At 46.3% G+C, this 25,950-nt stretch carries 18 protein-coding genes; 12 read left to right on the forward strand and 6 right to left on the reverse strand.

The genetic code is table 11. The features are described from left to right. Positions 1-414: 414 nt before the first annotated feature. Positions 415-1,155: a hypothetical protein gene (locus tag MSMTP_RS09365; RefSeq protein ID WP_048178766.1), complete on the reverse strand. Its 741-nt coding sequence runs from the start codon at positions 1,153-1,155 to the stop codon at positions 415-417. Positions 1,156-1,519: 364 nt separating this feature from the next. Between MSMTP_RS09365 and MSMTP_RS09370 the strand changes: the two genes are divergently transcribed. From MSMTP_RS09370 to MSMTP_RS19240, 7 genes are all read left to right on the forward strand, one after another. Continuing rightward, the gene (locus tag MSMTP_RS09370) at positions 1,520-2,215 is read left to right on the forward strand and encodes a type 1 glutamine amidotransferase (protein ID WP_048178767.1); all 696 of its coding nucleotides are present in this window, start codon (positions 1,520-1,522) and stop codon (positions 2,213-2,215) included. 561 nt (positions 2,216-2,776) lie between these two features. Continuing rightward, positions 2,777-3,211 (forward strand): hypothetical protein, encoded by a 435-nt coding sequence (locus MSMTP_RS09380; RefSeq protein ID WP_156153772.1) that lies wholly within the window; start codon positions 2,777-2,779, stop codon positions 3,209-3,211. A 121-nt stretch (positions 3,212-3,332) separates the two neighbouring features. Beyond that, complete coding sequence (locus tag MSMTP_RS09385) at positions 3,333-3,512, forward strand: symporter small accessory protein (protein WP_048178770.1); 180 nt, start codon at positions 3,333-3,335, stop codon at positions 3,510-3,512. Then, the gene (locus MSMTP_RS09390) at positions 3,512-5,098 is read left to right on the forward strand and encodes a sodium:solute symporter (RefSeq protein WP_048178771.1); all 1,587 of its coding nucleotides are present in this window, start codon (positions 3,512-3,514) and stop codon (positions 5,096-5,098) included. Before MSMTP_RS09385 ends, MSMTP_RS09390 begins: the two co-directional genes overlap by 1 nt. A gap of 1,203 nt (positions 5,099-6,301) precedes the next feature. Then, complete coding sequence (locus MSMTP_RS09395; protein WP_048183231.1) at positions 6,302-7,054, forward strand: alpha/beta fold hydrolase; 753 nt, start codon at positions 6,302-6,304, stop codon at positions 7,052-7,054. Between the two features lie 224 nt (positions 7,055-7,278). Next, a complete protein-coding gene (locus tag MSMTP_RS09400; protein WP_048178772.1) occupies positions 7,279-9,858 on the forward strand; it encodes a DUF3656 domain-containing protein in 2,580 nt (859 codons plus the stop codon). 385 nt (positions 9,859-10,243) lie between these two features. Continuing rightward, on the forward strand, positions 10,244-10,666 hold the full coding sequence (locus tag MSMTP_RS19240; protein ID WP_156153773.1) for a hypothetical protein: 423 nt from the start codon (positions 10,244-10,246) through the stop codon (positions 10,664-10,666). Here MSMTP_RS19240 and MSMTP_RS09410 read toward each other — a convergent pair. After that, positions 10,605-11,579, reverse strand: coding sequence for a DUF5996 family protein (locus MSMTP_RS09410; RefSeq protein WP_197076048.1), 975 nt, complete (start codon positions 11,577-11,579; stop codon positions 10,605-10,607). The genes MSMTP_RS19240 and MSMTP_RS09410 overlap by 62 nt on opposite strands. 244 nt (positions 11,580-11,823) lie before the next feature. Here MSMTP_RS09410 and MSMTP_RS09415 point away from each other — a divergent pair, with 244 nt between their 5' ends. Beyond that, positions 11,824-12,810: an ATP-binding cassette domain-containing protein gene (locus MSMTP_RS09415; RefSeq protein ID WP_048178774.1), complete on the forward strand. Its 987-nt coding sequence runs from the start codon at positions 11,824-11,826 to the stop codon at positions 12,808-12,810. 118 nt (positions 12,811-12,928) lie between these two features. Further along, positions 12,929-13,765 (forward strand): ABC transporter permease, encoded by an 837-nt coding sequence (locus tag MSMTP_RS09420; RefSeq protein ID WP_082090569.1) that lies wholly within the window; start codon positions 12,929-12,931, stop codon positions 13,763-13,765. Positions 13,766-13,881: 116 nt separating this feature from the next. On the opposite strand, the gene MSMTP_RS09425 is transcribed toward MSMTP_RS09420, so the two are convergent. After that, the gene (locus MSMTP_RS09425; RefSeq protein WP_048178775.1) at positions 13,882-14,178 is read right to left on the reverse strand and encodes a DUF3303 domain-containing protein; all 297 of its coding nucleotides are present in this window, start codon (positions 14,176-14,178) and stop codon (positions 13,882-13,884) included. Positions 14,179-14,826: 648 nt separating this feature from the next. Between MSMTP_RS09425 and MSMTP_RS09430 the strand changes: the two genes are divergently transcribed. Then, positions 14,827-15,741 (forward strand): pentapeptide repeat-containing protein, encoded by a 915-nt coding sequence (locus MSMTP_RS09430; RefSeq protein WP_052718353.1) that lies wholly within the window; start codon positions 14,827-14,829, stop codon positions 15,739-15,741. 363 nt (positions 15,742-16,104) lie between these two features. Here MSMTP_RS09430 and MSMTP_RS09435 read toward each other — a convergent pair whose 3' ends face one another. Then, positions 16,105-16,530, reverse strand: coding sequence for a phosphate-starvation-inducible PsiE family protein (locus MSMTP_RS09435; RefSeq protein ID WP_231582740.1), 426 nt, complete (start codon positions 16,528-16,530; stop codon positions 16,105-16,107). A 371-nt stretch (positions 16,531-16,901) separates the two neighbouring features. Between MSMTP_RS09435 and MSMTP_RS09440 the strand changes: the two genes are divergently transcribed. Both MSMTP_RS09440 and MSMTP_RS17975 read left to right on the forward strand, forming a co-directional pair. Next, positions 16,902-19,949, forward strand: a complete 3,048-nt coding sequence (locus tag MSMTP_RS09440) for a chemotaxis protein CheB (protein ID WP_052718354.1) — start codon at positions 16,902-16,904, stop codon at positions 19,947-19,949. A gap of 502 nt (positions 19,950-20,451) precedes the next feature. Beyond that, positions 20,452-22,899: a PAS domain S-box protein gene (locus MSMTP_RS17975; protein WP_052718355.1), complete on the forward strand. Its 2,448-nt coding sequence runs from the start codon at positions 20,452-20,454 to the stop codon at positions 22,897-22,899. Positions 22,900-22,998: 99 nt separating this feature from the next. Here MSMTP_RS17975 and MSMTP_RS09450 read toward each other — a convergent pair whose 3' ends face one another. Further along, positions 22,999-24,330 (reverse strand): APC family permease, encoded by a 1,332-nt coding sequence (locus MSMTP_RS09450; RefSeq protein ID WP_048178776.1) that lies wholly within the window; start codon positions 24,328-24,330, stop codon positions 22,999-23,001. Between the two features lie 301 nt (positions 24,331-24,631). Further along, entirely contained in the window at positions 24,632-25,921 is a 1,290-nt protein-coding gene (locus MSMTP_RS09455; protein WP_048178777.1) for a tetratricopeptide repeat protein, read from the reverse strand. Positions 25,922-25,950: the final 29 nt, after the last annotated feature.

The following is a 25,950-nucleotide window of genomic DNA, read 5'->3' on the forward strand; positions in this document are numbered from 1 at the left end:
GAGATGTCTTGAATTGAGATGTCTTGAATTGAGATGTCTTGAATTGAGATGTCTTGAATTGAGATGTCTTGAATTGAGATGTCTTGAATTGAGATGTCTTGAATTGAGATGTCTTGAATTGAGATATATTGAATTGAGATATATTGAATTGAGATGTCTTGAATTGAGATATATTGAATTGAGATATATTGAATTGAGATTTAACAGACCTGGCTGTGATGAAACGAGAGATGTTGATTAAAGATTTCTTGACCCTGGAATTCCTGAACAGCAATAACGATCCCCCCGAGAATAAGAAAGGAATCCGATTCTTCCTTTAAAGTTTTGAGCAGGCATTAAAAAATGAAAAATAGGGTTTACTTTTTCATCACCGATTTTTCAGCATTACGCGTTCATCTCATCTGTTCTTCAACATCAGGATTTCCGCCTAGTTCTGAAAAAGGCGACTCCCGCAAAAGCCAGCAAAGCGCACACAACCCCAGGCCCTGGTACGGTTTCAGCTTGTGTGCCTGTCCCCTTGCCACCGTCCGGGTCCCCTTCCCCATCGGTGGGCTCAGGCACCTCCTCTATGTCTTCGGAAACCTCATTTACGACAAAGGGATGGGTAAGCGATATGGGGTAATAACTGTCCTTGTTGTTTTCCGGATAGTACAGCCCGGTCAGGTGAAGGGTAAAAGTGCCAACCTTATCGGCTTTGACATTCAGGTACACGGTCCTTGCCTGCCCCGGCGGAACCGTGAAGGTCCCGTAGACAGTTCCGGCAGCAGCAGCCTGTCCGAACCCTTCCCCATTTACATGAATCCCGGCAGGAACACTGACTCGCACGTCCACGCTCAGGTTAACTTCGTTAATGGTCGGGTTATCCATGTACATCTCTATCAACCCGTCATCCCCCGAATCAATCACATCGTTGACAGGCCTGAGCTTGACAACCGGCCCGACCCTGAACTTTCCCTCACTGCTCACCTGAGCTTCCTCGGGAGCTGGCTCATCATCGTCTTCATCTACACAGTAAGACACACTTTCCGTCTCACATTCTTCCAGGCTTTCCGTTTCACACCCTTCCGTGCGGGTATCCCCGGTCCCTGCAGCGGGAACTAAAATAAGCATCAAACAAAAAACGATTATAATGAACTTAATAACGAATTTATTCACACTATCCCCCTATACGGAAAGAGCATTTTTATTTAAAAGGCTTTTGGATTATTGCTTAGAAATCAACATCGGGGGAAATTAATTTAAATAGATTTTATTAAAATTAGAATATATGACAAATGTGCAGCAGAATATACAAAAAATCTATTCTGATAACTATAAGATGTACAGCGGGATGACCAAAAAAGGTATTTCAATGACTGACGGGGGGTATTTTCAAAAATCTGTTTCAGGAAATTTGCATAGATAGGAATCTAGCCCAATTTACAACCGATTTTTATAGTAAGCGCCATAAGTTTCTATTGTAGATAAGTTAAAGTTAATCCCGATAAAATATTTTACATAAAAATCAGGTAGACTTATCATGAAACTCCACTGCCTCCAGCACTCAGCCATAAACACCCTCGGCACAATCGAAGAATACGCCGAAACCAGAGGCTACCCCCTGGAATCTACCCGCTTTTATGAAACCGAAAAGCAGCCCGAAATGGACTCCTTTGACCTCCTGATCATCATGGGCGGGCCAATGGGCATCTGCGACTATGCCGAAAACCCCTGGCTCATAGTTGAAAAGCAGTTCATCAAACAGGTCATCGCAGCAGGGAAACCGGTGCTCGGGATCTGCCTGGGGGCGCAGTTGCTTGCCGATGTGCTCGGCGCAAAGGTGTTTGAAAACGGAAACAGGGAAATGGGCTGGTACCCGATCCGAAAAGCCCCAACCGGGGACAAAACAAAATTTCTGGAAGGGCTGCCGGAAGAGATCACGGTCTTTCACTGGCACGGGCGGACTTTTGACCTGCCGGAAGGGGCGGTGCACCTTTTCGAGAGCGAAGGGTGCAGGAACCAGGCTTTCATTTATGATGGAAGAGTTGTTGCGATGCAGTTCCACCCCGAAGTGCACGATGAAAGAGTTGAGTCCATGATCAGCAGGTTCGGAGAGGAGATAGGAAATGGCCCGTTTATCCAGGAAAAGGAGGAGATGCTTGGGCAGGAAGAGTATCTTACCGGGTCAAAGGAATTTATGTTTTCGGTGCTGGATAATTTTGAAGAAATAGTTTAAAGAGATAGAAGCTCAAAATCATATAAATCTTCAGGCACATTTCCCTGCAGGCAAAAATTTGGTGCCCATATATTAATCAAGGCACCGAGAATGTTGCCGCACATGACGAGACTGGCTACTTGAGAGGAGCCTTTTGGCCCCACAACAGCGTCCAAAAGGGACCTGAAATACCTATTTTCCAAATACCTTAGCTTTTTTAAACAAAGTGCCTTTTTAGCAAATCTCTCTTTTACCAAACGGCATCAGAATTGATAACAATGAAAATCTCAGAATAGTGCCTCACAGGACCTATTTTTCTCAAGGATTATATCATTGAGCCAACACAATAAGAATAATGCAACTGTCTCAAGGTCGTATTATCATATTTCACTGTATATATATTACACTCAAGTAAATATATGATCTAAGAAAACAATTTAAGACTGTAGCCTGAGAGGTACAAGCAAAGCTGCATCTTGAGAGCTACAAGCAAAGCGACAGACAATACAACAAGACCACAGAGTAAAAACAAAAAAGTGCAGAACCTATCAGGATGAAGAAAGTCAGCAATGACTTGGAGAAGTGGGGAAATTATCAGGAAAGCGGCACATATCCCGCGGGTTGGGGAAATTTAAAAGCATTGTGATCAAGCACCTTGTTTTTAAAACCGTGGGGGTCTACACAAAAAACAGGAATCTAACCGAAAAACGGAAAATATGCAGTGCCGCTCCGAGGGGATTTAGGAAAAAAGATCTAAATCCCTTATCCCTTTTATACCCACAAGATGCTCTTTTTACCGGACTCTCTTTTTACCGTGCCTTCTTTTTAAGCATGTCTCCTCCCTTAAGCCCGGTCTCACTTCCCGACTCCGATATGAAAAAAAAGCCAGCAACCGCAAAAAAATCTGCTAAATCTCACGAACCCTTCCTGCAAGAAATGATGGTTCACGAAATGCTCGCTTTTGAGATGCTCGTTAGTGAATTATTACTCATAAGATGGCCACGGAAACTTTTCTGAGCTGTAAACCTGGACTCCTTATTTTTTCTGCCCACGATAGCTTAATTTATGTTATATGCTAACATGTATCATTGTAACATAATTTCCCAAATAACATTAGATACTTGACTGGAGATAAAAAATGCTAGGAATTTATGATCCCCAGATCTGGATTGCATATGTTCTCTGCTTTTTGAGCGCATTCGGATGCATCCTATACGGTGCTCTGAAGTGGAATGTGGGTGCGGAAGAAGAAATTGAAAAAGAAATTGCCGAGTGCCCAAAACGGATTGAAAGTGCGGAAAAGGAGGCTGCGGAGTAATGGCAGTAAACACCCCGGTTTTTGGAGTAATAGTCCTGCTCTATCTGATGGTAATCTTCTATCTCGGATGGCTGGGCTACAAAAAAACGAAAGATATAGATGACTACATGATCGCAGGGCGGAAAATTCATTCTTACATCCTTGCCCTGTCATATGGTGCGACTTTCATCAGTACTTCTGCAATAGTCGGGTTCGGAGGAGCTGCAGGAGCCCTTGGGATGGGACTTTTGTGGCTCACGTTCATGAACGTATTTGTGGGAATATTTGTTGCATTCGTTTTATTCGGGTCAAGGACAAGGCGCATCGGGCGCAACCTCAACGCCGTCACCTTCCCGGAACTGCTGGGAAAACGTTTCCAGTCAAGGTTTATACAGGGTTTTTCCGGAATCCTTATCGGGCTCTTCATGCCCCTTTACGCGGGGATCGTACTCATCGGGGCTGCCAGGTTCCTTGAAACCGCACTCGGGATAAATTATGATGTCGCTGTTTTGATCTTTACAATTATAATCGCCGCCTATGTGATAACGGGCGGGCTGATTGCGGTCATGTACACCGATGCCCTCCAGGGAACCCTCATGTTCGTGGGAATGGGAATTCTTATGGTCCTGACCTACTCGAAACTTGGCGGTGTTGCGGAGGCGCACCGGATGCTCACCGACATGGCTCCGCTGGTCCCCGAAGCTCTGGCTAAAGGAGGGCACCTTGGCTGGACTGCAATGCCGGCCTTAGGCTCCCCTATCTGGTGGACTCTCGTCTCGACCCTTGTCCTTGGTGTCGGAGTGGGAGTACTCGCCCAGCCCCAGCTTGCAGTCAGGTTCATGACGGTTAAGGACGACAGGGCCCTGAACAGGGCAATCCTTGTCGGTGGCCCATTCATCTTCATGATGACGGGGGTCGCATTTACCGTGGGAGCCCTTTCGAATGCCTACTTCTACAAAACACAAGGCTTAATCTCACTTGCTGTTGCAAAAGGAAATACGGACCTTATCATCCCGGAATACATCAACAGCTCAATGCCTGATGTTTTTGTGATGCTTTTCATGCTGACACTACTTGCCGCCGCTATGTCCACGTTGAGTTCCCAGTTCCATACGATGGGAACGGCAATAGGACACGATTTTTACCGGGAGTACATAAAGAAAGGTGAGTATGGAAAGGCCGTCACCGTAACCAAACTGGGAATTGCAATAACCATCCTTATAAGTGTAATCCTTGCCTACATCCTGCCCATAAGCATCATTGCAAGGGCAACCGCAATATTCTTCGGGCTCTGTGCCGCTGCCTTCCTCCCGATGTATTCAGGCGCCCTTTTCTGGAAGCGCATGACAAAAGAAGGAGCAATCGCAAGCCTCCTTGTCGGGACTTTCAGCAGCCTCTTCTGGCTCACTTTCGTGCATGCAAAAGAAGCCGCACCCCTTGGGATAAGCCAGGCTCTTTTCGGAAAAACGACTCTGCTTTCCGGCACCTGTACCGTTGTTGACCCGATACTCGTCGCAACACCCCTTGCCCTGATCGTGGCAGTCGTCGTGAGCCTGGCAACTAAACCGCCTTCTGAAGAGCACTTAAAAGCCTGCTACGGCGAGTAAGAAAACCGTAAGCTTTGGAAATACTTCATGAACACTTAATGGATGCTCTGTAAAGATATCTTAAATACCTCCTAAATACTTCATAGAATACTTCGTGGACACCTCAGTCCACGAACTTCTTTTTATTTTGAAAGTGCACTCAAATCCGACTTTCAGTCCCGAACGCACACATCTACATGTAAAAAAATTCATCATTTATTTTGCACCACTCTAGAGCCTTTTCGCTTCAAAAAATATGGAATTATGAAAGGAAAATGCTTTCAAAAATCTGCCCTGAATCCGGGCTTGAATAGGAAACTTCGGATCAAATTAAGAATTTTTGGCGAATAAAATACTAAATTTCAAAAAAAAATCACAGAAATTAATAAAAAATATCAGTAAGTTCACCCCCTTGGATAAGCTGCACGTTAGCGTAAATTGGAAACTTCCGGAACATAATAATATAAAAGTGATAGATAGCTATATATACAAATCAATATTATAACTTTATTGTAAATATAAAATCGTTATGTTTACACAAATTGCCTAAAGTTTGGATTTATAGGTTGAAATCCAAAAACGGATTACTGGTTCTAATTGCCAGACAGGATTTCCCCAAATACAGGCAAAAAGACGGAAAGGTAAAAACGGAAAGGTAAAAACGGAAAGGTAAAAACGGAACAGACAAAAACGGAAAGGTAAAAACGGAACAGACAAAAACGGAAAGGATCTCAGGGCAAGGCGAAGAGAGTATGTCCTCAGGTACAGCTGGCCATCTGTATGCTCCGTGGATCAAATATATCTTTCTTCTGCCATGTCCGGGACTTGATGTTTAATTTCAACAAATTCCAGAAAATTATTTGCCTGTATAATTAAAGTCTTTTTTCACTTACTTTAATATTTCGATTTCGTTTTACTTTTCCCGGAATATTGTAGAAACTGGTGCGTTTTTTCCTGTAAATGCCCTGTTTTAGTTCATAAGTAGAGAAATCCGGCAAAAAAGCCAACTGTCGAAAGAAAGGATAATTTACTGCTTTTTGAGCCTGAAAGGCCTGGAAAATAAGGAGATTGGAACTGATAACAGTAAATATATATAAAAATTGACATGGCCGTATAGCTTCCAGACCTTGAGGGAATCTTTATTCTATCATCCATGATTGTTGTACTCTTATGAATCTTAAGACGTTTATGAATCTTAAGACGTTTATGAATCTTAAGACGTTCATGAATTTTAAGACTTTCATCATTCTCTCGCTGGTCCTCACAGTTCTTGCAAGTTCAGGATGTTCTGGGTTTTATTCGGAAGGAGCCCAAAAGGAATCTACCGATTTTTCCCTCAATTCCTCCCCTGTAAAGTACGCCTCCGTTAACGGCGTAGAGCTCGGGTACAGGGAGTTCGGTTCAGGAGAGCCCCTTCTGCTTATCATGGGGTTCGGAGGGACTATGGACATGTGGAATGCAACTTTTGTCGAGTGTCTGGCACAGGACTACAGGGTTATAAGCTACGATAACAGGGGGATAGGGTACTCTTCCGACAACGAGGAACCTTATTCCACGGAACTGATGGCAGGGGATGCTGCAGGCCTGCTTGATGCCCTCGAAATTCCGCAAGCCCATGTTTTAGGCACGTCTATGGGTGCCTCAATTGCCCAGGAAATGGCAATCAACCATCCGGAAAAAGTGGATAAACTTATCCTCTCCTCGGCAGCTTACAGCGTAAGCGTCCCTGAAACATTCCTCCTGGAAAACCTGCTTCGGTCCTGTGCCGTAAATTCCGACCTGGACCCGGCAGTCCGGAAACAGGCAGATGCAAACCTGAAATGGAACGGCACTTACGAACACCTGCCTGAAATAAGGAGCAAGACCCTGCTTTTAGTCGGGACGGACGACGAATTCACACCTCCCTCAATCACTCTTGAGATTGCAGAAAAGCTGCCAGAGGCAGATTATATTGTATTCGAAGGAGCAAAGCACTGAGGTGAGCGGTTTTTGCCAGCCGAATATTCGAAGGCTGTCCTGGACTTCCTGCGCAAGGGCGAACCCTCGGAACTGGCGGGAAACGCCCCCTGATAATACCATCCATTTTTATGTGAGAAGCTCCTTTACGTTTTAAACCGGTTCTGAAATGATTTGCGTAAGCCCTTTTTCTTCAAATTTGCCAAAACTTTCAGCTGCCTGAAAACAACAAACGCTGATCCGACATGTCTGACAAAAATTTCACCTGCACTCCTCCGGAAATCCTTGCCCCTGCCGGCGACTACGACGCCCTGCTCGCCGCTATAAAAGGAAAAGCTGATGCCGTCTACCTGGGGGTAGGCGAATTCAATGCCCGCCAGGGGGCAAAGAACTTCACACCCGAAGACCTGGAAGCCGCCGTTGACCTTGCCCATTCCCACGGGGTCAAGGTCTACGTAGCCCTGAACATCCCAATCAAGCAAAAGGAAATGCAGGCAGCCCTGGAAATAATAGACAGGGCTTATGCCGCCGGGATCGACGCGGTTATCCTGCAGGACCTGGGGCTCCTCCGGCTTCTTAGAGAAATCTACCCTGACCTGGCCCTGCATGCCAGCACCCAGATGACGATCCACAGCAAAGCGGGAGTCGATTTTGCTTCAGGGCTCGGGACAAAAAGGGTCATAGTCTCAAGGGAACTTAGCACCGCCGAACTCAAGGACATCGTGGACCACTCGGACGTCGGGATCGAGGTCTTCGTGCACGGGGCTCTTTGTTACTCCTACTCCGGCAAGTGCCTCTTCAGCAGCTTTCTCCATGACCGGAGTGCAAACCGGGGAGCCTGTGCCCAGCCCTGCCGCCGGCGCTACAGCTTTCTTGTAAACGGCAGGGACATTGACGAAAAATATATAGGGGGCAGCTACCCGATCAGCTGTGCCGAACTCTGTACCCTCCCCGGCCTGGACGAGATAGTTAAAACCGGGGTTGAAAGCCTCAAGATCGAAGGTCGGATGAAAAAATCCGAGTACGTGACCGGCAGTTCAGCAGCCTACAAAGCCGCAGTCGAACAGATCTGCAGGACCGGGGAACACTTAAGCAAGGAAGAAATTGAAGCAAAGGAATCCGAACTTGCAAAACTCTTCTACAGGGGCTATACAAAAGGCTTTATCCTCGGGGAAAAAGGTGTCTCCCACCCGAAGTACAGCTCCAACTACGGAGCCTTCCTCGGCAGGGTAGTGGATATTGGCCGTTCAAAAAGCGCTACCAAACTCACTGTTCAACTGAACGAAGACATCCACATAAAAGACGGGATCAGCCTTTTTGCCAGGGAACGGATGATAGGCTCGGCAATAAACGGCATAATCACTCTCCGTGGGGAACGTGTTAAGAGCGCAAAGAAAGGCGAAAAAGTGGGCCTTGAAATCAGTCCCAAAACTGGCAGGGCAGTGCGCATCAGGGACGAATTGTATATTACAACTGACAACGAACTCCTTAATACCCTGCAAAAAACCGAAATGAAGCTTATCCCCGTAAGCCTGAAAGCAAAAGCCAGGAAAGGGGAAAGGTTTACAGTCGAAATTAAAACAGCAAATGAGGCCGGAAACGAAACCGGAATTGAAGCCGGAAACGAAACCGAATATGGCAAAACTGCCGAATTTACCGGTGATTACGTCGTCCAGGAAGCCCAGAAAGCTCCCACCACGGAAGAACAGGTAAGGAGGGCAATGGAAAGCCTTGGTGGCACTCCCTTTGAAGCCGTAGGCGTCGAGATCGAAGCCGACGAGAACATCTTCATCCCGGTCGGGGTACTGAAGGGCACAAGGCGCCAGGCTTCAGACCTCCTGCTTGAAAAAATCCTCAAAGCAAATAAAAAAGAGCAAAAAAAACCCGATGTTTCAGATTTCACCGCTCTGTGCAGTACACAGGCAAGTTCGAAAATCGGTGGAGGCTCGGAAAAAGCTGCAGCAAATGTTACAGTAAAGGAATCCGGAAAGCCTCTCCTGAGCGTTGAAGTAGGCAAAGTTTCTTCCCTGCTCCGGGCAGCCGAAGCGGGTGCAGATATTATCTATATCCCGATTTCCACCTTCGAGGAGCTAAAAAGCTCCGAAAACGAAGGAAAACTGGAAGACCTGAAAGCCGGAGGCTTGGAACTCGTCTTCATCCTCCCCATAGTAAACCACGACAGGGAACTGGAAGCCCTTATCCCCCTAATCGAAAAAGTCCGGGACGCAGGCTTCAGCATCGCATGTTCCAGCCTGGGTACGGTGCAGCTTGCAAAAACTCTGGGAATTCCTTTTGTCGCCCAGAAGGAGTTCAACACCTTCAACGCCTTTACCGCAAGCACTTTCTACCAGGCAGGAGCGTACAGGGCAACCCTCTCAAGCGAACTGAACCTGAGCGAGGTAAAGAACGTCTGCGAAGCGCTGGAGACCTGCGAAGGGGCAGGCCAGACCGAAATCGCAGTCTATGGCCGGGAATTGATGCTGATTACGGAAAACGACCTCCTGAAACCCCTGGTTGACCGGAAGCTGGTAAATAAAAACAGTGATGTGCTCCTTTCCGGCCAGGACGGTTCCGATTATCCGGTCAAGCGAGAAGGGACCCGGACCCTGATCTACAACTCAAAAGTGCTTGACATGTTGAAATATGTCGATAAACTGAAAAAATACGGGGCTGACGTGTTCCGCCTGAACCTGTCCCTGAACAGCGACAGGGAGGTTGTGGAAATCACGGAAGCATACAAAAAAGCCCTTTCCGGAAAAGAAGCCATGTTGAAGGCAGCAAGAAATGTGGAGTATACGACAGGGCACTATTTCAAGGGGATTTGAGAAAAGAATCCGTTAATACCCTTTCTCTGTAAGTACCCTCTATCAGGAATTTGCCCCCCTGAGGGCACAATTCCATCTTTTTTTCCACTTTACTTTTATAGTCAAGTGCCCAAATTCTTTCACCAATCTCAAGTGAAAGTTTAACCACAGAAAGCACGGAAAACACGGAATAAAGGAGATAGAGGCACAATCCTTCCGTGCTTTCTGTGTCTTCCATGGTTATAAAGCAAGTGTAAATACTTACGTTCGAGACTATAATTGTGTAACCTTAAGTCGCGTGCAATCATACTTCGGGTTCTCACCACCCGCCTGAGACGGGTGGCTTTTGCATGAAAAAAAGTGGAAAACAGAGCAGAAGCAATAGAGACCGGGAGAGATTTTAGTAGTGCACAAAGGCACTGCAATAACTTTAAAAAGCACTGTAATAACCTCAATAGGCACTGCAATAACTTTAAAAGGTACTGCAATAACTTTAAAAGGTACTGTAATAACTTTAAAAGGTACTGTAATAATTTTAAAAGGTACTGTAATAATTTTAAAAGGTAGTGTAATAACTTTAAAAGGTACTGTAATAACTTTAATAGGTACTGCAATAACTTTAATGAATACTTCATTGAAGTTAAGATTCCATACTGACTTTTACGGCATGATACTAATTTTACTGAGCACCTTAATGAAGTTAGCAGGCACACTGCTGACATATAAAATCTTGAAAAAAAGAAAAACCGCAAACCGGCTTTCCCTATTCAGTGGGCCGGAATTGCACCAGATGATTTCTCAGGCTGTTTTTCGTATGAAGGAAGCCTGAATGCTTCAATATCCCAATTTGCCCTTTTTGCCCCGGCAAGATACACGCTTTCCAGGAAGTCCAGCACCTTCTGCCCCGGAGACTCCGCCTCCCTTATGCTGTTGTACATGAGAAGTGCCATCCCGGCTTCAGGGTTCCAGAAAGCTTCTTTCGGGCGGAGCGGTTCTTCCATAAGCCCTTCAGGCTGCGGGGCCGCATAGGCATAAAAAGCAGGTTCCCTCACATTTTTATCTCCTGCCCAGAACCCGAAGCTGATCACCTCATGGGAGTAGGCTTCCCGTTCAACTGGACCTGCCCCTTCCCTTACCCTGGCAGGTCTTCCCGAAAACAGGGTCAGAGCCAGGTCCCCGTGATGCCAGAAAACATGTGCCGGAGAACATTTCCCTATGAACTGCCCCCTGAATACCTGGAAGATCGAATCGACCTGCAAAAGGATTTGCCAGTACCTCTTTACGTACTCTCTGTCATATGCAGCATGCTTTTCATCCGTTTCGAAAGGTTCCGTGCTGACATCCGGGGCATCATACGGGACTGCCAGGATGCTGGTCTCTATTCCAAATTCAGAGAGACCAGAGAATACGGCTTTATAAAACCGGGCGACTGAAAGCCCTTCAAGCTCAATGTTCCTGGAATCCCCGCTGCTTGAATCAATCCTCAGCACATGTTCCCTGAAATCAAACTCCATCTCGAAAATGAAATTCTTATAGGGAATGGGTCCGGTAGTAAGCCCCCGCGTTGAGACATAGAAAGGCACATGCCACCAGTGGTTCTTTTTCGGAAATAAGCCAAGCCTGATTTTCCCCACAATTTGCATAAACAGGTGCAGAGTATCCTTTGTGTCTTCCCACTCTTCAATGGGCAAAGACGGAAATCGTACATTCCGGATATTATTGTCCATGATATTGCTGTTCATGATAATACTTCCCCCCTTTCAATAATTTCTCCAGAAGTCAAACTTATTGAAGAATCCAGTCAGGATACAACAGTCTGGATTATATGGCTTGTTATATATAAGTCCGCAAATATATAATGACCGGACAAAACGAAAATAGTAAAAATAGCTATTTATCACTGGATGCTTAATATTCCTGTGGGAAGAACTTTGGGGACTAACATTGAAGTTTGAAATTGAAGTTTTGGGTATCGGGGTCTGAGCTTTGGATAGCAATATAATCGAAGTGGAAAATCTCGAACACTCTTTTGGAGACGTAAAAGCTGTAGATAAGATCAGTTTCAACGTCCGGAAAGGCGAGATCTTCTCTTTTCTTGGCCCGAACGGGGCGGGAAAGAGCACGGTTATCAACATCCTGACCACCCTCCTGAAGCTCCAGAAAGGGACTGCGAAAGTTGCCGGATATGACGTGGCAAAAGAGCCAGAAAAGGTCCGGGAATCCATCGGCATTGTCTTTCAGGAACTGACTCTGGACCGGGACATGACCGTGCGGGAGACCCTGGAATACCACGGCAGGCTCTATTCCATGCCAAAGGAAGAACGGAGGAGGCGGACCGAAGAACTGCTCCGGCTTGTCCAGCTTGAGGGAAAAGGGGACACCCGGACAAAGTACCTGAGCGGGGGGATGAAAAGAAGGCTCGAAATTGCCCGGGGGCTTATGACACGCCCGAAAGTGCTTTTCATGGACGAGCCGACAATCGGCCTCGACCCCCAGACCAGGATCAGGATCTGGGAATACGTGAGGGAGATTAACCGGGAGGGGACCACCATTTTCCTTACCACCCACTACATGGACGAAGCCGACCAGCTCAGCAACAGGATAAGCATTATCGACCACGGGAAAATCATAATCACAGGCAGGTCCTGGGAACTGAAAAACAAACTTGGTCAGGACCTTATTTATCTGGAAAGCAGCGATAACCGGGCGGCTGCAGAACTCCTGATGGAGCTTGGCAGTGTAAGGGAAATCACCGAAAAACCAAAGGGCCTGGTGCTCATGCTCAGCGGGGACGGGACCCACCTGCTCCCGAAGCTCATGGAAATGCTTACCGGAAAGGGAATAGCGATTACAACCGTAAACCTGAAAAAGCCATCAATGGATGACGTTTTTGTCCATTATACAGGCAGGGAATTAAGGGATGAGGGGGCAGAAAAGATGTCCTCGGCGATCATAAGGGCAGGGAAGCGCTGAAAGTCAACTACCCCTGAGACAAAGACTCAGGGGGTTCCGGCTGAGGTATTATGAAAATGGAAAAAGAATTGAGAACAGGGCTTATAGTGATAGCTGAGGGCGGGGGAGGCTGCAGGCTGTGAACACGGGCTTTCTTACCATCTACTGGCGGGATATGTTAAGGTTTGTCAGGTTCAGGACCCTCCTCTTCACCTCCCTTGTGCAGCCGGCTCTCTGGCTGGCTTTTTTCGGGGTTGCGATGTCCAATAACTTTGACAGGTTGACTGCTACCCTCCCAACAATCCCCGGCGTCCCGACGGTCGGCTACCTTACCTTCATAGGGGCAGGGGTTATTGCCATGACCACACTTTTTACAAGCCTTTTCGGAGGAACGGTGCTGCTCTTTGACAAGAACTGGGGGCTTATGCGAGAAACCCTCTCAAGCCCGCTTCCAAGGATCCACATCATAATAGGCATCGGGCTTTCCGGGATGACGAAGTCCTTCATCCAGGCTACGGTCATCATGCTCTTCGGGCTTTTGATCGGGGTCCGGTTTTTTGACGGGTATACCCTATCCCGGACCCTTGTCTCGGTACTCGGGATCATGCTCTTTGTCGGGGTTTTTTCTCTGGGTTTTCTCTTTCTTTCCGGAGCCATTGCCATCAGCATGGAAAGCCCGGAAGGGATGCAGGCAGTGATAACCCTCCTCACCATGCCCTTCTTTTTCACCAGCAATGCACTTTACCCGGTGGACTCCTTTCCCCCGCTGCTTCGGGTTCTCTCAACGGTCAACCCTTTGACCCACCTGGTCAGCGGGATCAGATATTTTGCCATAGGGAATAACTTCTCAGCTATCGGGATTCAATATGTGTATACCCCAAACGACATCCTTGTTTCCTTCCTGTCCCTGCTAACTTTTGCCTCAATAATGTTTCTTATTGCAAGGTGGAGGTTCAGTAAGGTGACCGTGACATGAGGAGGGAGATTGAAAAAGGAAACTGAAAAAGGAAACTGAAAAAGGAAACTGAAAAAGGAAACTGAAAAAGGAAACTGAAAAAGGAAACTGAAGAAATCGCTTTTCTAACTGCGGGATCAGGCAAGCCCACCTAAAACCTTCAATTGCTCCTCAGCCAGTTTTTTCAGTGTCCCTGACTCTATTACGGGGAAAACCTCAACCTCACATAAATCCATAAACGGGAAATTGTAAGCCATGTAGGCTTCAATGGATTCGACATCGTAAAGGGTAAAAACCCGGCTCCCCCCGGAATCGATCCACTGGTTGATGACCTTCGCCCCTTCCGGACATTCCATACATTCCATTTCTTCCCAGCGTTTCAAAGCTTCAAGACTGTGCTCAGGACTGATTCTGGCTATGTTTAACAACAGCATTTCTACTATTCCCCACTGGCACTTAATAATATCTGCTAGAATTTATATTTGGTGGCTCTTCGCTACTTTGTGTGTATTGGAAATAATTGTTTAGTTAGAAAGTATCCAGACCAAAAATAGAAACATCAAGCATGGATGTGATTTTCAACAGCAAATGTCCCTAAATCTTATAAATGTTAGTTCAATATTTAGGAAATGAACTTAAGTTACCCACTTAAAACAGCGAAGCGCCTATTTGGTAATGCATAATAGTATGTGGGAAATTAAGTTCGAACCAGGACATAAGGCCTGACAGGGCAACCTTTTGCCTTAAAAGGTTGCTGTCATATTCCGTAGGATCAGGACCAGAACAATAATTGAGAATGATAACGTTTTTTATACAGGCCTCCCATGTTCTTAAGGATCATGATATCCCTGATAGATCAAAGAGCTGCCAGGGCACCAAAAGGCCTTCCGGATCATAGATGCAAGACCTTAAAGACCTTCATGACCATGACAGGCCTGATAGACCGAGACTGTAAATAGAATAATTTCAAAAGCTAAATCCTGAAGAGCAGAAGATATCTTTCTAACATAGTAATGTTTATTTTAGTTCACAATCGATAAAAGGTAAACAAAAATTTTGTGGTAAATGAAAGAGGTTAAGGTATGTCTGACCTTAAAGAAGCTAACCTTAAAGCGGGTAACCTTAAAGGAGCTAACCTTAGAGGAGCTGACCTTATAGAGGCTAACCTTGAAAGGGCTAACCTTGAAAGGGCTAACCTTGAAGAGGCTAATCTTGAGGGGGCTAACCTTAAAGGAGCTAACCTTGAGTGGGCTAAGATTGAAAAGGCTAACCTTGAAAAGGCCAACCTTGAAAGGGCTAACCTTGAAAAGGCTCACCTTGAGTGGGCTAAGCTTGAGGGAGCTAACCTTAGAGGGGCTAACCTTAAAGAAGCTAACCTTGAGTGGGCTAAGATTGAAAAGGCTAACCTTGAAAAGGCCAACCTTGAAAGGGCTAACCTTGAAAAGGCTCACCTTGAGTGGGCTAAGCTTGAGGGAGCTAACCTTGAGTGGGCTAAGCTTGAAAAGGCTAGCCTTGAGGGGGCTAAGCTTGAAAAAGCTAACCTTAAAGGAGCTGACCTTAAAGGAGCTAACCTCAAAGGAGCTAACCTTGAAGGAGCTGACCTTAAAGGAGTTGACCTTAAAGGAGCTAATCTTGAAGGGGCTAACCTTGAAGGGGCTGACCTTAAAGGAGCTAGTCTTGAAGGAGCTAACCTTGAAGGAGCTGACCTTAAAGGAGTTGACCTTAAAGGAGCTAACCTTGATGGGGCTAACCTTGATGGGGCTGACCTTTTTATGGCTAACCTTAATGGAGCTAACCTTAAAGGAACCATCCTTTTAGCGGCTAACCTTGAGGGGACTAACCTTAAAGGAGCTAACCTTAAAAGGGCTTACCATTTATCACTTGACCAGCTTTCTAAAGTGAAAACACTTTATGATACAAAATTAGACGAAGAACTCTTCATACCACTAAAAGAGAAATACCCTGCCCTTTTTGAAGTACCTGATTACGATGAATGACCGGATATTTCCAAAACTTCCAAATGGTATAGATATCAACCGTTTTAAGACGCGTTTAAAATATCTCTAATGTTGATAGCCATATTTTAAACGTTCAACAGAGAGCCTGAGAATAAGCTTGTACTTTCTTCAGAGAACTTAGGTTTTGCCATTTCCCATAAAATTCCTTATTTTCCAATAATATTTGGTAATAAAGTTTATTTTGCAAAAAAGTCCCGTTATTTTCATTCATTTTTAATGAGTGATTTTGTACGACAAGATACAATATTACTTTATGTTATATATATTAAAAAGTAAATTAGTAATAGAATTTCTACAGAGCCGATACATCATTTACCACTACAAATAATGGGGGAGAAATAATTAATTGGGTGTATATTTGACATCTAGAGCCCTTATTATACCCAATGTAAACAGCAATATTGATAGGCCTAAAATAAATTGATAATCAAATCTTTGGGCATATACCCCTGCCGCAATTTCGCGCATGACTATTAAAATCGTAGCATCGGTTACATATGTAATTCTAATTTCTTCATGTTCACGATAATCAACAAAAGTCTTGAAAAGGTCAATAAGAATAAAAATTGTAAGGACACTGGATACTATCTGACCAAAACCGCCCCCAAGAGTCCCGAATAGAATTGATTTTATATCCAGGAGGATATTTATCACCCCCACAAGTAGTGCCAGTAGCAGTATATAAAGGATGATAATGGTGACTAAATCAATTGTCATCTTAAATATTTTATTCTGAGATATCATAAATATTTTATAATGAGCTCTCATTTAACTCCCCCTCCATAAGGATTATGATTTCTTAAATTCCAGTTTGATATATTGGTGCTCCTATAAATTGAGTTGATATTATATAATGAGCTGGTTTCAAAATTCCGACTATTCTTGAGGGGGAAAAGAGGAACAAAACCAAAGTTCTCAGACCTCTCAAAACATCAACTTCTTAATAAAGGAGCACCTAAATTATCTGCTAGAGATATCATCTATTAGTCCTTTTTGAAAAATTCAAAGGATTTCATCTATTGTTATGAGTTCAAACTTATCCTAAATCGTGCATATAAACCTGGCGGCGATCCATCCCCGAGTACGTATACGGAAGGCATTACACCGATTCAGGTTCAGGCATGAAAGGATGCGATAATATGATCAAAAAAAAGGAAGTCACAGGCAAAGAGGAAAAGCTGCATACTACAGAAGAAACTTCCATTAGTGAACCCCCTGCTCCGGATGCAGACTCAAATAAATCCCCAAAAGAGGACTTTCCCATCGTGGGCATCGGCGCATCGGCTGGTGGGCTGGCTGCGTTCGGAAATTTCTTTTCAGCTATTCCCGACGACACCAATCCCGGCATGGCGTTTATCCTGGTGCAGCACCTGGACCCTAACCACAAGAGCATCCTCACCGACCTGATAGGGCGCTATACAAGGATGCCGGTTTACGAGGTCAGGGACGGGGTGGTTGTCCAGCCTGACTGTGTCTACGTCATCCCGCCTAACCACGACATGATTTTTCAGGATGGCACACTGCAGTTGCTGGAACCGGCCAAACCGCGCGGCCATCGTCTTCCGATTGATTTATTCTTCCGGTCCCTGGCTCAGGGCAAGCAAGAGCTGGCCATTGGCATCGTACTCTCGGGTACCGGCAGCGACGGCACACTGGGAGTGCGGGCAATCAAGGCCGAGGGCGGCATGTTGATGGTGCAAACCCCCGAATCCAGCGAGTACGACGGCATGCCCCGAAGCGCCATTGCCACAGGCCTGGTAGATTACATCCTGGAGCCTGCCGAGATGCCAGCCCAGCTCATTGCCTATGTCACCCAGGCCTTTGGAAAAAGACCCCACGCGGTTTTCAAGGCCGAAGACGCGATGAAAAAGATATTCACCCTGCTGCGCACCCAGACCGAACACGACTTTTCCCATTACAAGCAGAACACCATCAGCCGCCGCATCGAACGGCGTATGGCCATCCAGAATATCAAGAGTGTGGATGAGTATGTGCGTTATTTAGAGCAAAAACCTGCCGAAGTGAAGGCACTCTTCCACGACCTTTTAATCGGCGTCACCAGTTTCTTCCGCAATCCAACGGCGTTCGAGGCACTCCAGGAGAAAGTCATCCCGCATCTCTTTTCCGACAAGCACCCGGACTCAGCGATACGGGTCTGGGTGCCCGGTTGCTCCACAGGTGAGGAAGCTTATTCTATCGGCATCCTGCTCCAGGAGCAGATGGAAATGTTGAAGCAAATATTCAAGGTACAAATCTTTGCAACCGATATTGACAGCAGGGCCATCGGAGAAGCCCGCAGCGGCGTCTATCCCGCCAGCATCTCCATCGACATCTCACCGGAAAGGCTGGAGCGCTTCTTTACCCAGGATTCAAGTGGCAGCTACCGCATCCGAAAAAGTATCCGTGACATGGTAGTCTTCTCCGAGCAGGATATTATCAAGGACCCTCCTTTCTCCAAACTTGACCTGCTCAGTTGTCGCAACTTGCTGATCTATATGGACAGGGAACTGCAGAAGAAGCTCATCCCCCTCTTCCACTACGCATTGAACCCGGGCGGATTTCTCTTCCTTGGCCCCTCCGAGACCGTGGGTGATTTCGAGAACCTTTTTGGCACGCTGGACCGCAAGTCGAAGCTCTATCACAAAAAGGATGTTAGCAGTGGACGCCCCCCCATAGGGACATTTATCCCATCAAGACCGGAAAGCAGGGAGACAAAAAGACCGCACGGCAAGGCTCCTATCGAAAGCAAACCTCAGCTGCGCGAGCTGACCGAACAGACGATGCTGCAACATTACGCCCCGGTCGGTGCGCTCGTCAACCAGCGAGGCGACATCCTCTATCTTCACGGCCGTACCGGCATGTACCTGGAACCGGCTCCGGGTGAGGCTGGCCTGAATATCCTGAAGATGGCTCGCGAGGGATTGCGGCAGGAGTTGGCCACGGACCTGTACAGAGCCGCGGTCAATAAAGAGCCGGTATTCCACCCCGGGCTGCGGGTCAAAACCAACGGTGACTTCACTACAGTCAATCTGGCGTTACGACCTGTGGCAGCAGGCCCTGACGCCGCCTCCGGGCCAAGCCTGTTCCTGGTTACCTTTGAGGAACCGCCGAAGGGGGAGCAGAACAAAACCGGGAAAGCCACCGCCATAGGTGCCGGTGAAGGAGCCTTTGAGAGCGCAATGGAAAATGACGCGCGCATCTTAGAGCTGAAGCGGGAACTGCAGGTTAAGGAAGAACATCTCAAAGCTTCCAATGAAGAACTTGAGACCTCCAATGAAGAACTCAAATCTTCCAACGAAGAGATGCAGTCAATTAACGAGGAACTGCAATCCACCAACGAAGAGCTGGAGACCTCTAAGGAGGAACTGCAGTCCGTAAACGAGGAATTGGCTACTGTCAATACCGAACTGCAGAACAAGGTGACTGATCTGTCGCAGGCAATTAACGACATGAACAACCTTTTGGGTGGCACGGGAATAGGTACTATCTTTGTAGACCATCAACTGCGCATCCTGCGCTTCACTCCTGCCGTTACACAGGTAATCAATCTGATCCCGACCGATGTGGGACGGCCGGTTGGGCACATTGTCTCAAACCTGTTGGGCTATGCCCGTCTGGTAGAAGATATAAAGGAGGTGCTGGATAGCCTTATACCCAAAGATATTGAAGTCCAGACTCAGGATGGCTTGTGGTACCTGCTGCGCATCCGGCCCTATCGCACCCTTGAAAACGTTATCAAGGGAGCGGTGATTACCTTTACTGATATTACCGAGATGAAGCGGGCAAGGGAGATTCTGAAGGAATCCGAGGCCATGCGACGTCTGGCCGCGGTAGTGCACGACGCGGGCGATGCTATAACGTTGCAGGATATGGAAGGCCACATCCTGACCTGGAATCCGAAGGCTGAGAAGATTTACGGCTGGAGCGAAGCCGAGGCACTGACGATGAACATTAGCAGCCTGATCCCGGCGAACCGGAAAGAAGGAGAGTTGGCCACATTGAAGAAGCTTAGCAGGGCTGAGTTTCTGGAACCTTACCGCACCCAGCGGCTTACCAAAGACGGCCGAATAATGGAGGTGTGGCTGACCGCCACCTCATTGGTGAATGAAGCCGGGGAGGTATATGCCATTGCAACTACGGAGAGGGAAATCAAACCAGAAAATACGAAGAAGGAAGACCAGGAATAAAAAAGGTATCTGTTCGGACAGGAGGCTGACCTTCGCAAGAGGGTAGAGGAGATAGCCCGAATAAAAACAACTCAGGTGCCGGAAAATCTGGATTCGCTGTCTTTGAATAAGAAACAAATTTTGAGTTTTGGGATCGGTTCATTAATATCTTATGAATGAACTGTTATATGTTAAATAAGAGTAAACTTACGATTAAGTATGCTTTTAAACACAAACTATGCACCTTGTTCAGTTTATGAAGTGTTGATTTTTGTTGCGCGAAATATAATATACAAAATAGGGTCGGGGGGTGAGTCGTTGATCAAATCTGAAAAACAAGCACATTCCCCCCGCTTTTGGAAAAAATTAGAGAGATTCTTAGACTTACGGTTTTCGGTAACTGACTCCCATGACCCAAAACCGCGAAGAGCCTAAATTCTGAAATGTGGAGAGAGGCAGGGACCACATACCATGGGGCAAAGAAATTTTTGCCTTTACATCCTCAAGTAGGAGAAGGTGTGAAATGATAGAAAGCCTGAGAAAGTCTGGCATTGATATTATTGGAGATGTGTCCTGGGGAACCCATTTCTGCCAATTTTTCCAGACAAAAGAAGATTTGATGGACATACTGGTCCCATATTTCAAGGCAGGGCTGGAAAATAACGAATTTTGTATGTGGATCGTATCACAACCCTCTGAAGCGGAAGAGGCAAAAGAAGCCCTGAAAAGGGCAATTTCTGATTTTGATACTTATCTGGAGAATGGGCAAATAGAATTCATTCCCTACACACAATGGTATTTAAAAGAGGGTAATTTCGATTCGGAGAGAGTCTTAAATGGCTGGGTTGAAAAACTCAACCAGGCCCTGACTAATGGCTGTGACGGTCTGAGGTTGGGAAATTCTTTCCGGCTGGAAAATGAGGATTGGAATGATTTTGCTGATTATGAGGGACAGGTAGACGATGTAATTGGCAATTACCAGATGATTGCTCTCTGTACCTATCCTCTCGACAGGTGCAACGCAGCCGGGATAATAGATGTGGTCATCAACCATCAATTTGCTTTGGTCAAAAGGGATGGAAAGTGGGAACAGATAGAAAGTTCCAGGCGCAAGAAGGCAGAAGAGAAAATTCAGAATCTGGCGAATATTGTGGAATATTCAAAAGATGCCATTATAAGCAAATCCCTTGATGGCATCATTACTAGCTGGAATAAAGGTGCAGAGCAAATTTATGGTTATTCAGCTGGAGAAGTTCTGAGAAAGCCCATATCCATTCTGGAGCCATCCATATTAGTTGAAGAAGCAGAAGAATTGGCTGAACTGATTAAACAGGGAGATAAAATCCACAATTATGAGACTTTACGGTTAAGAAAGGATGGTAGGATAATAAATGTCTCACTAACTCTTTCTCCGGTTTTTGATGCATCCGGAAAGCTGACTGATATCTCGGTTATTGCTAGAGATATAACCAAAAGTAAAATAGCAGAAGAAAAACTTCGGAAAAACGAGGAAAGATACAGGATTGCCACAGAGCAGACAGGACAGGTGGTATATGAGTATGATTTAAGAACAGATCAGAGCAGCTGGGCAGGTGCCATAGAAGAAGTTACAGGGTATAGTTTTGAAGAAATCCAGAAGCTTGGCAAGGAAGTCTGGATTAAAAATATCCATCTCACAGATATGAATCGTGGGGACGAAAAACTTCAGAGAGTGAGAAAGGCCGGAGGCAGATTTAAGGAAGAATTAAGGTTGAGAAGAAAAGATGGAACCTGTATTTATATAGAAAACCACGGAGTCTGGCTCACGGATCATGAGGGTCAGCCTTACGGGGCTATAGGAGTACTGAAAGATATTTCAGAGAGGAAACTTTCCAGTAAAAATCTTCAAGAAAGTGAGAGGAAATACCGCTTTTTCATACATAATTTCCATGGGATCGCTTTCCAGGCAGATGAAAATTTTGTTCCTGTATTTATACATGGTGCTATTGAAGAGATCACCGGGTATAGTGAAGAGGATTTTATTTCCCGGATTAAGTGGGATGACATAATCCATCCGGAGGACCTGCCTCTCTTGATCAAAGAAAGGGAAAAGATCCGAAGTTCTCAATCCACTGATTACGAAAAATTCGAAGTTCGTATAAAGCACAGGGACGGAGGAATCAGATGGGTTGATGAAATCTACCAGAAAATTCAGGGAGGGGATGGAAAGCCGGAATTCTACCAGGGTACTATTTATGATGTGACCGAAAGAAAAGAGACAGAAAAGTTCCTTGCGAATATCGAAGCTGCCCGTAAAAAAGAAATTCACCATCGGATCAAGAATAACCTGCAGGTAGTCTCCTCCCTTCTGGATCTACAGGCTGAAATATTCAACAACAGAGGATGTATTAAGGATTCAGAGGTTCGTGAAGCCTTCGGGGAAAGTCAGGACAGAGTGATGTCCATGGCTCTTATCCATGAGGAATTGTACAAGGGTGGAGAGCTCGACACACTGAACTTTTCGTCGTATGTTGAGGAACTCACTAAGAATCTTTTCCAGACATACAGGCTTGGAAATGCTAGTGCCAGCTTAAATCTGAATCTGGAAGAAAACATTTTCCTTGACATGGATACTGCAGTCCCATTAGGTATAATCATCAACGAACTTGTTTCAAACTCTCTCAAACATGCATTTGCCAACAGAGATAATGGTAAAATTCAAATCAAACTTTGTAGAGAAGAATCCCCGGAAAGCAAAGACAATAGAGCAGGAAACAATAATGAGGGCTTAAAGGGCAGCAGTTATATTCTGACAGTATCAGATAATGGTGTAGGTGTGCCTGAAAGTTTTGATCTGGAAAATCCTGACGGTCTTGGCATACAACTGGTAACTATCCTTGTAGACCAGTTAGACGGTGAACTTGGACTGAAACGAGACGATGAGACAGAATTCACTATAAGGTTTACAGTAGTGCAAAAGAAGCAAGGATGATAAGCATTTCAAGGGTCTTTCCCGGATGAACTTCTTAAGCTCCAGGTGTTTTGCCATTCTCTTTGCAGCGACTTTCTCTCCCCAGCTATTCCTTTCCAACTATTTATCCACGACTTCGATTACCTCTACATAGCACATAATTTCTCTCTGTTTCAGTGTCCGCTTTGAAAGCTTCCTGTAGGTCCATTCCACCAAAAAGCAGCCTGCAATAACGCCTGCGAGTAAAACAAGGGTCCCGGGAGAATGTCCCAGTTCATAGTATACCAGGACAGCAAAAAAACCCGCACTGCTGAGCAAGGAAGCCCATATCAAAAGGGGTTTGGCGTGGGTTTCCCCGTACAGGCGCAGGTGGGCGATATTCACGGCTACATATATTAAAAGCAGGGACGCGCTTGCCAGCATGCCAATGCGTTCCAGGTTCAGGAAATTCGCGCAGAAGATTACAAGGCCCGATGTGATAAACAGGCCTTCGGTGCTTCTTTTCCAGACCTTCCTTTCGAAGAATTCGGGCAGTTCCCCTTCCTTTGCAATGATATAACATGTGTTTGCCCCTCCGTAAAGCGAAGCATTGATCGCCGACGCTGTTGAGAACAAAGCCGCCAATGCCATGATCTTGAAGCCCGCAGCCCCCAGGAAAGGTTTTGCGGCTGCTGCGAGAGCATAGTCTTTGCTCTGCTCGATCTCGGGAATAGAGAGGTTTCCAACTACGGCCAGGCTCACAAGCACGTAGATAAATATGACCAGGACCACGCTCAGATACAGGGCCCGGGGGAGAGTTTTTTCGGGATTTACCATATCTTCGGCCGCATTGGTAATCAAACCGAAGCCCTGATACGCGAGAAAAACCATGCCCGCCCCGTAGAGGATATTTGAAGGGGCCGGAAAATTCGAAAGGGCAAGGTTTCCGGGGGTGATGTAGAACAGCCCGGCAAGCCCGAAGAGGATGAGTATTCCAACCTTTATGGAAACAATAAAAAGCTCGGATTTGCCCACAGCCTTTGCCCCTATAAAGTTCACCCCCGTAAAAAGCAGGACGATTCCAGTGGCAAAAACCGCATCCCAGCCCTGGCCTGAGCCTGCAGGCAAAAAGGTAACCGCATAAGAAGAAAACCCCTTAGCATAGAGGGCGAGCCCGAATATGTACCCGACCCAGAGCAAAACATTCAACCCCCCGCTAAGGACCCCGTCCCCGAACCCCCTTACCAGGAACTCGACCGGCCCTCCTGCCGAAGGGTACTTCGCCCCCAGTTTTGCATAGGAATACGTGCTTAAAAGCGCAACCAGCCCCGCAATGACAAACGAAACGTACACGGCATTTCCCGAAATCGCGGCAGCCATGCCGAAAATCGAGAAAATCCCAGCCCCCACCATTGCTCCCACCCCGATCGAAGCGGAAGCCCACAACCCCATCGACTTAGTTTCCTGCCCCATCCGAAAAAGCCCTGCCGTAAATCCCTTAAAAATTAAACTTAGAGAAGCCCCAACTCTTCCCGGTTTAATTTTGTCCTTTAAGGGAAATAACTTTTTGCCAGCTTTCCGGATTGGCTTTAATGGACAGCAACAGATTTGGGACGAAAAACAACAGTAATCCAATCGTTCAGCAGCCCTGAAAACCGTTTTCGATCTGCTTTTCAGTTACCAACGCTCTCACCGGCTGCGAAGCAGGCGGCTTTTCCTGAACTCCAGAAAATTGGAATTTTTCGACTCAGGTCGGAACCCTGGATTCCCGGAATCAATCCATTTTCTCGAACCTGTTGATGTTATTCCTGACATCGGTATACGTGGGATTTATACGGACTGCATTTTCAAAAGCCTCGGCAGCCTTTTCATGTTCATCGACTTTGGAAAGAACACAACCTTTGCAGTTCCAGGCATAGGCATCATCCGGATTGATTTCAAGGGCTTTATCAAAAGCCTGGATAGCTTCGGCATAAGCTTCGATTTTTTCATGAGCAAGCCCTTTGTTGTTCCAGGCAAAGTTATACCTCGGATTAATTGCTGTGGCTCTATCAAAAGCCTCGAGAGCTTCATCATACTTCCCAAGTTCCAGCAAGGAGAGCCCTTTGTTGTTCCAGATCTCAGCATCCTCGTCAAGCTCCAGGCCCCGGTCAAAAGCCTGGATTGAAGACTCGTACTGCTTCAGGCGATAGTGGACAAAACCCCTGTGCCCCCACGCCTTTGCAGAGTCGGGATTTATATTCGTAGCCCTTTTGAAAACTTTCAACGCGTCTTCATATTTCCCTTGCTTGCAAAACCCGTTACCCTCTTTACAGCACCCACCTTCGGAATACTTTTCCGGGTTGCATTCTCCTGCTTTTGCAAAAGCCTCCCTGGCATCCTCAAACTTTCCAAGCCTGCTTAACACAAGCCCGAGCCCGTAGTGTGCGGAAGATGCCTCCGGCATTATGTCAAGTGTCCTTTCAAAGGCTTCCCGGGCCTTTTCGTAAATTTCCAGCTTATAGAGAGCAAATCCTCTGCAGCAAAGAACCTTGCCGTCGTTTCCCCGACTTAGCTCAAGCTCTTTCTCGAAAGCCTGCGCTGCCCCTTCATACTTCCCCTGCCTGTAGAAGACCCGACCTTTGTGATAAGAAGCTCCCAGGAACTCCGGGTTAAGCTCAAGCACCCCGTCAAAAGCCTCAACCGAAGCCGCATACGCCCCGAGTTCTAGCAACGCAAGTCCTTTCCCGTACAGGTTCTGGGCATACCCCGGGTTGAGAGAAATGGCTTTTTCAAAAACCTCAAGGGCCTCTTCAGGCCTACCAAGCCTTCGGAGCACATTCCCTTCATTATACAGAGCTTCTTCATAAAGCGGATTTATCTCAAAAGCCTCCTCGAAAGCCTCCCTGGCTTCCTCATACCTCCCAAGCCTTTCAAGGGCAATTCCCTTATTGTTCCAAGCAGGAGCATATTTTTGATTAAGTTCAAGGGCCCTGTCAAAACATTCCATCGCTTCTTCGGGCTTTTCGTCACGTAAACGTTCGAGGCCCTTAAAATTTAAGTTAATGAAATCTTCAGTTGTCATATAGTCCCCCTCATTAAAAGTTTTAAAAA

Source organism: Methanosarcina sp. MTP4 (assembly GCF_000970045.1).
Lineage (GTDB): Archaea > Halobacteriota > Methanosarcinia > Methanosarcinales > Methanosarcinaceae > MTP4.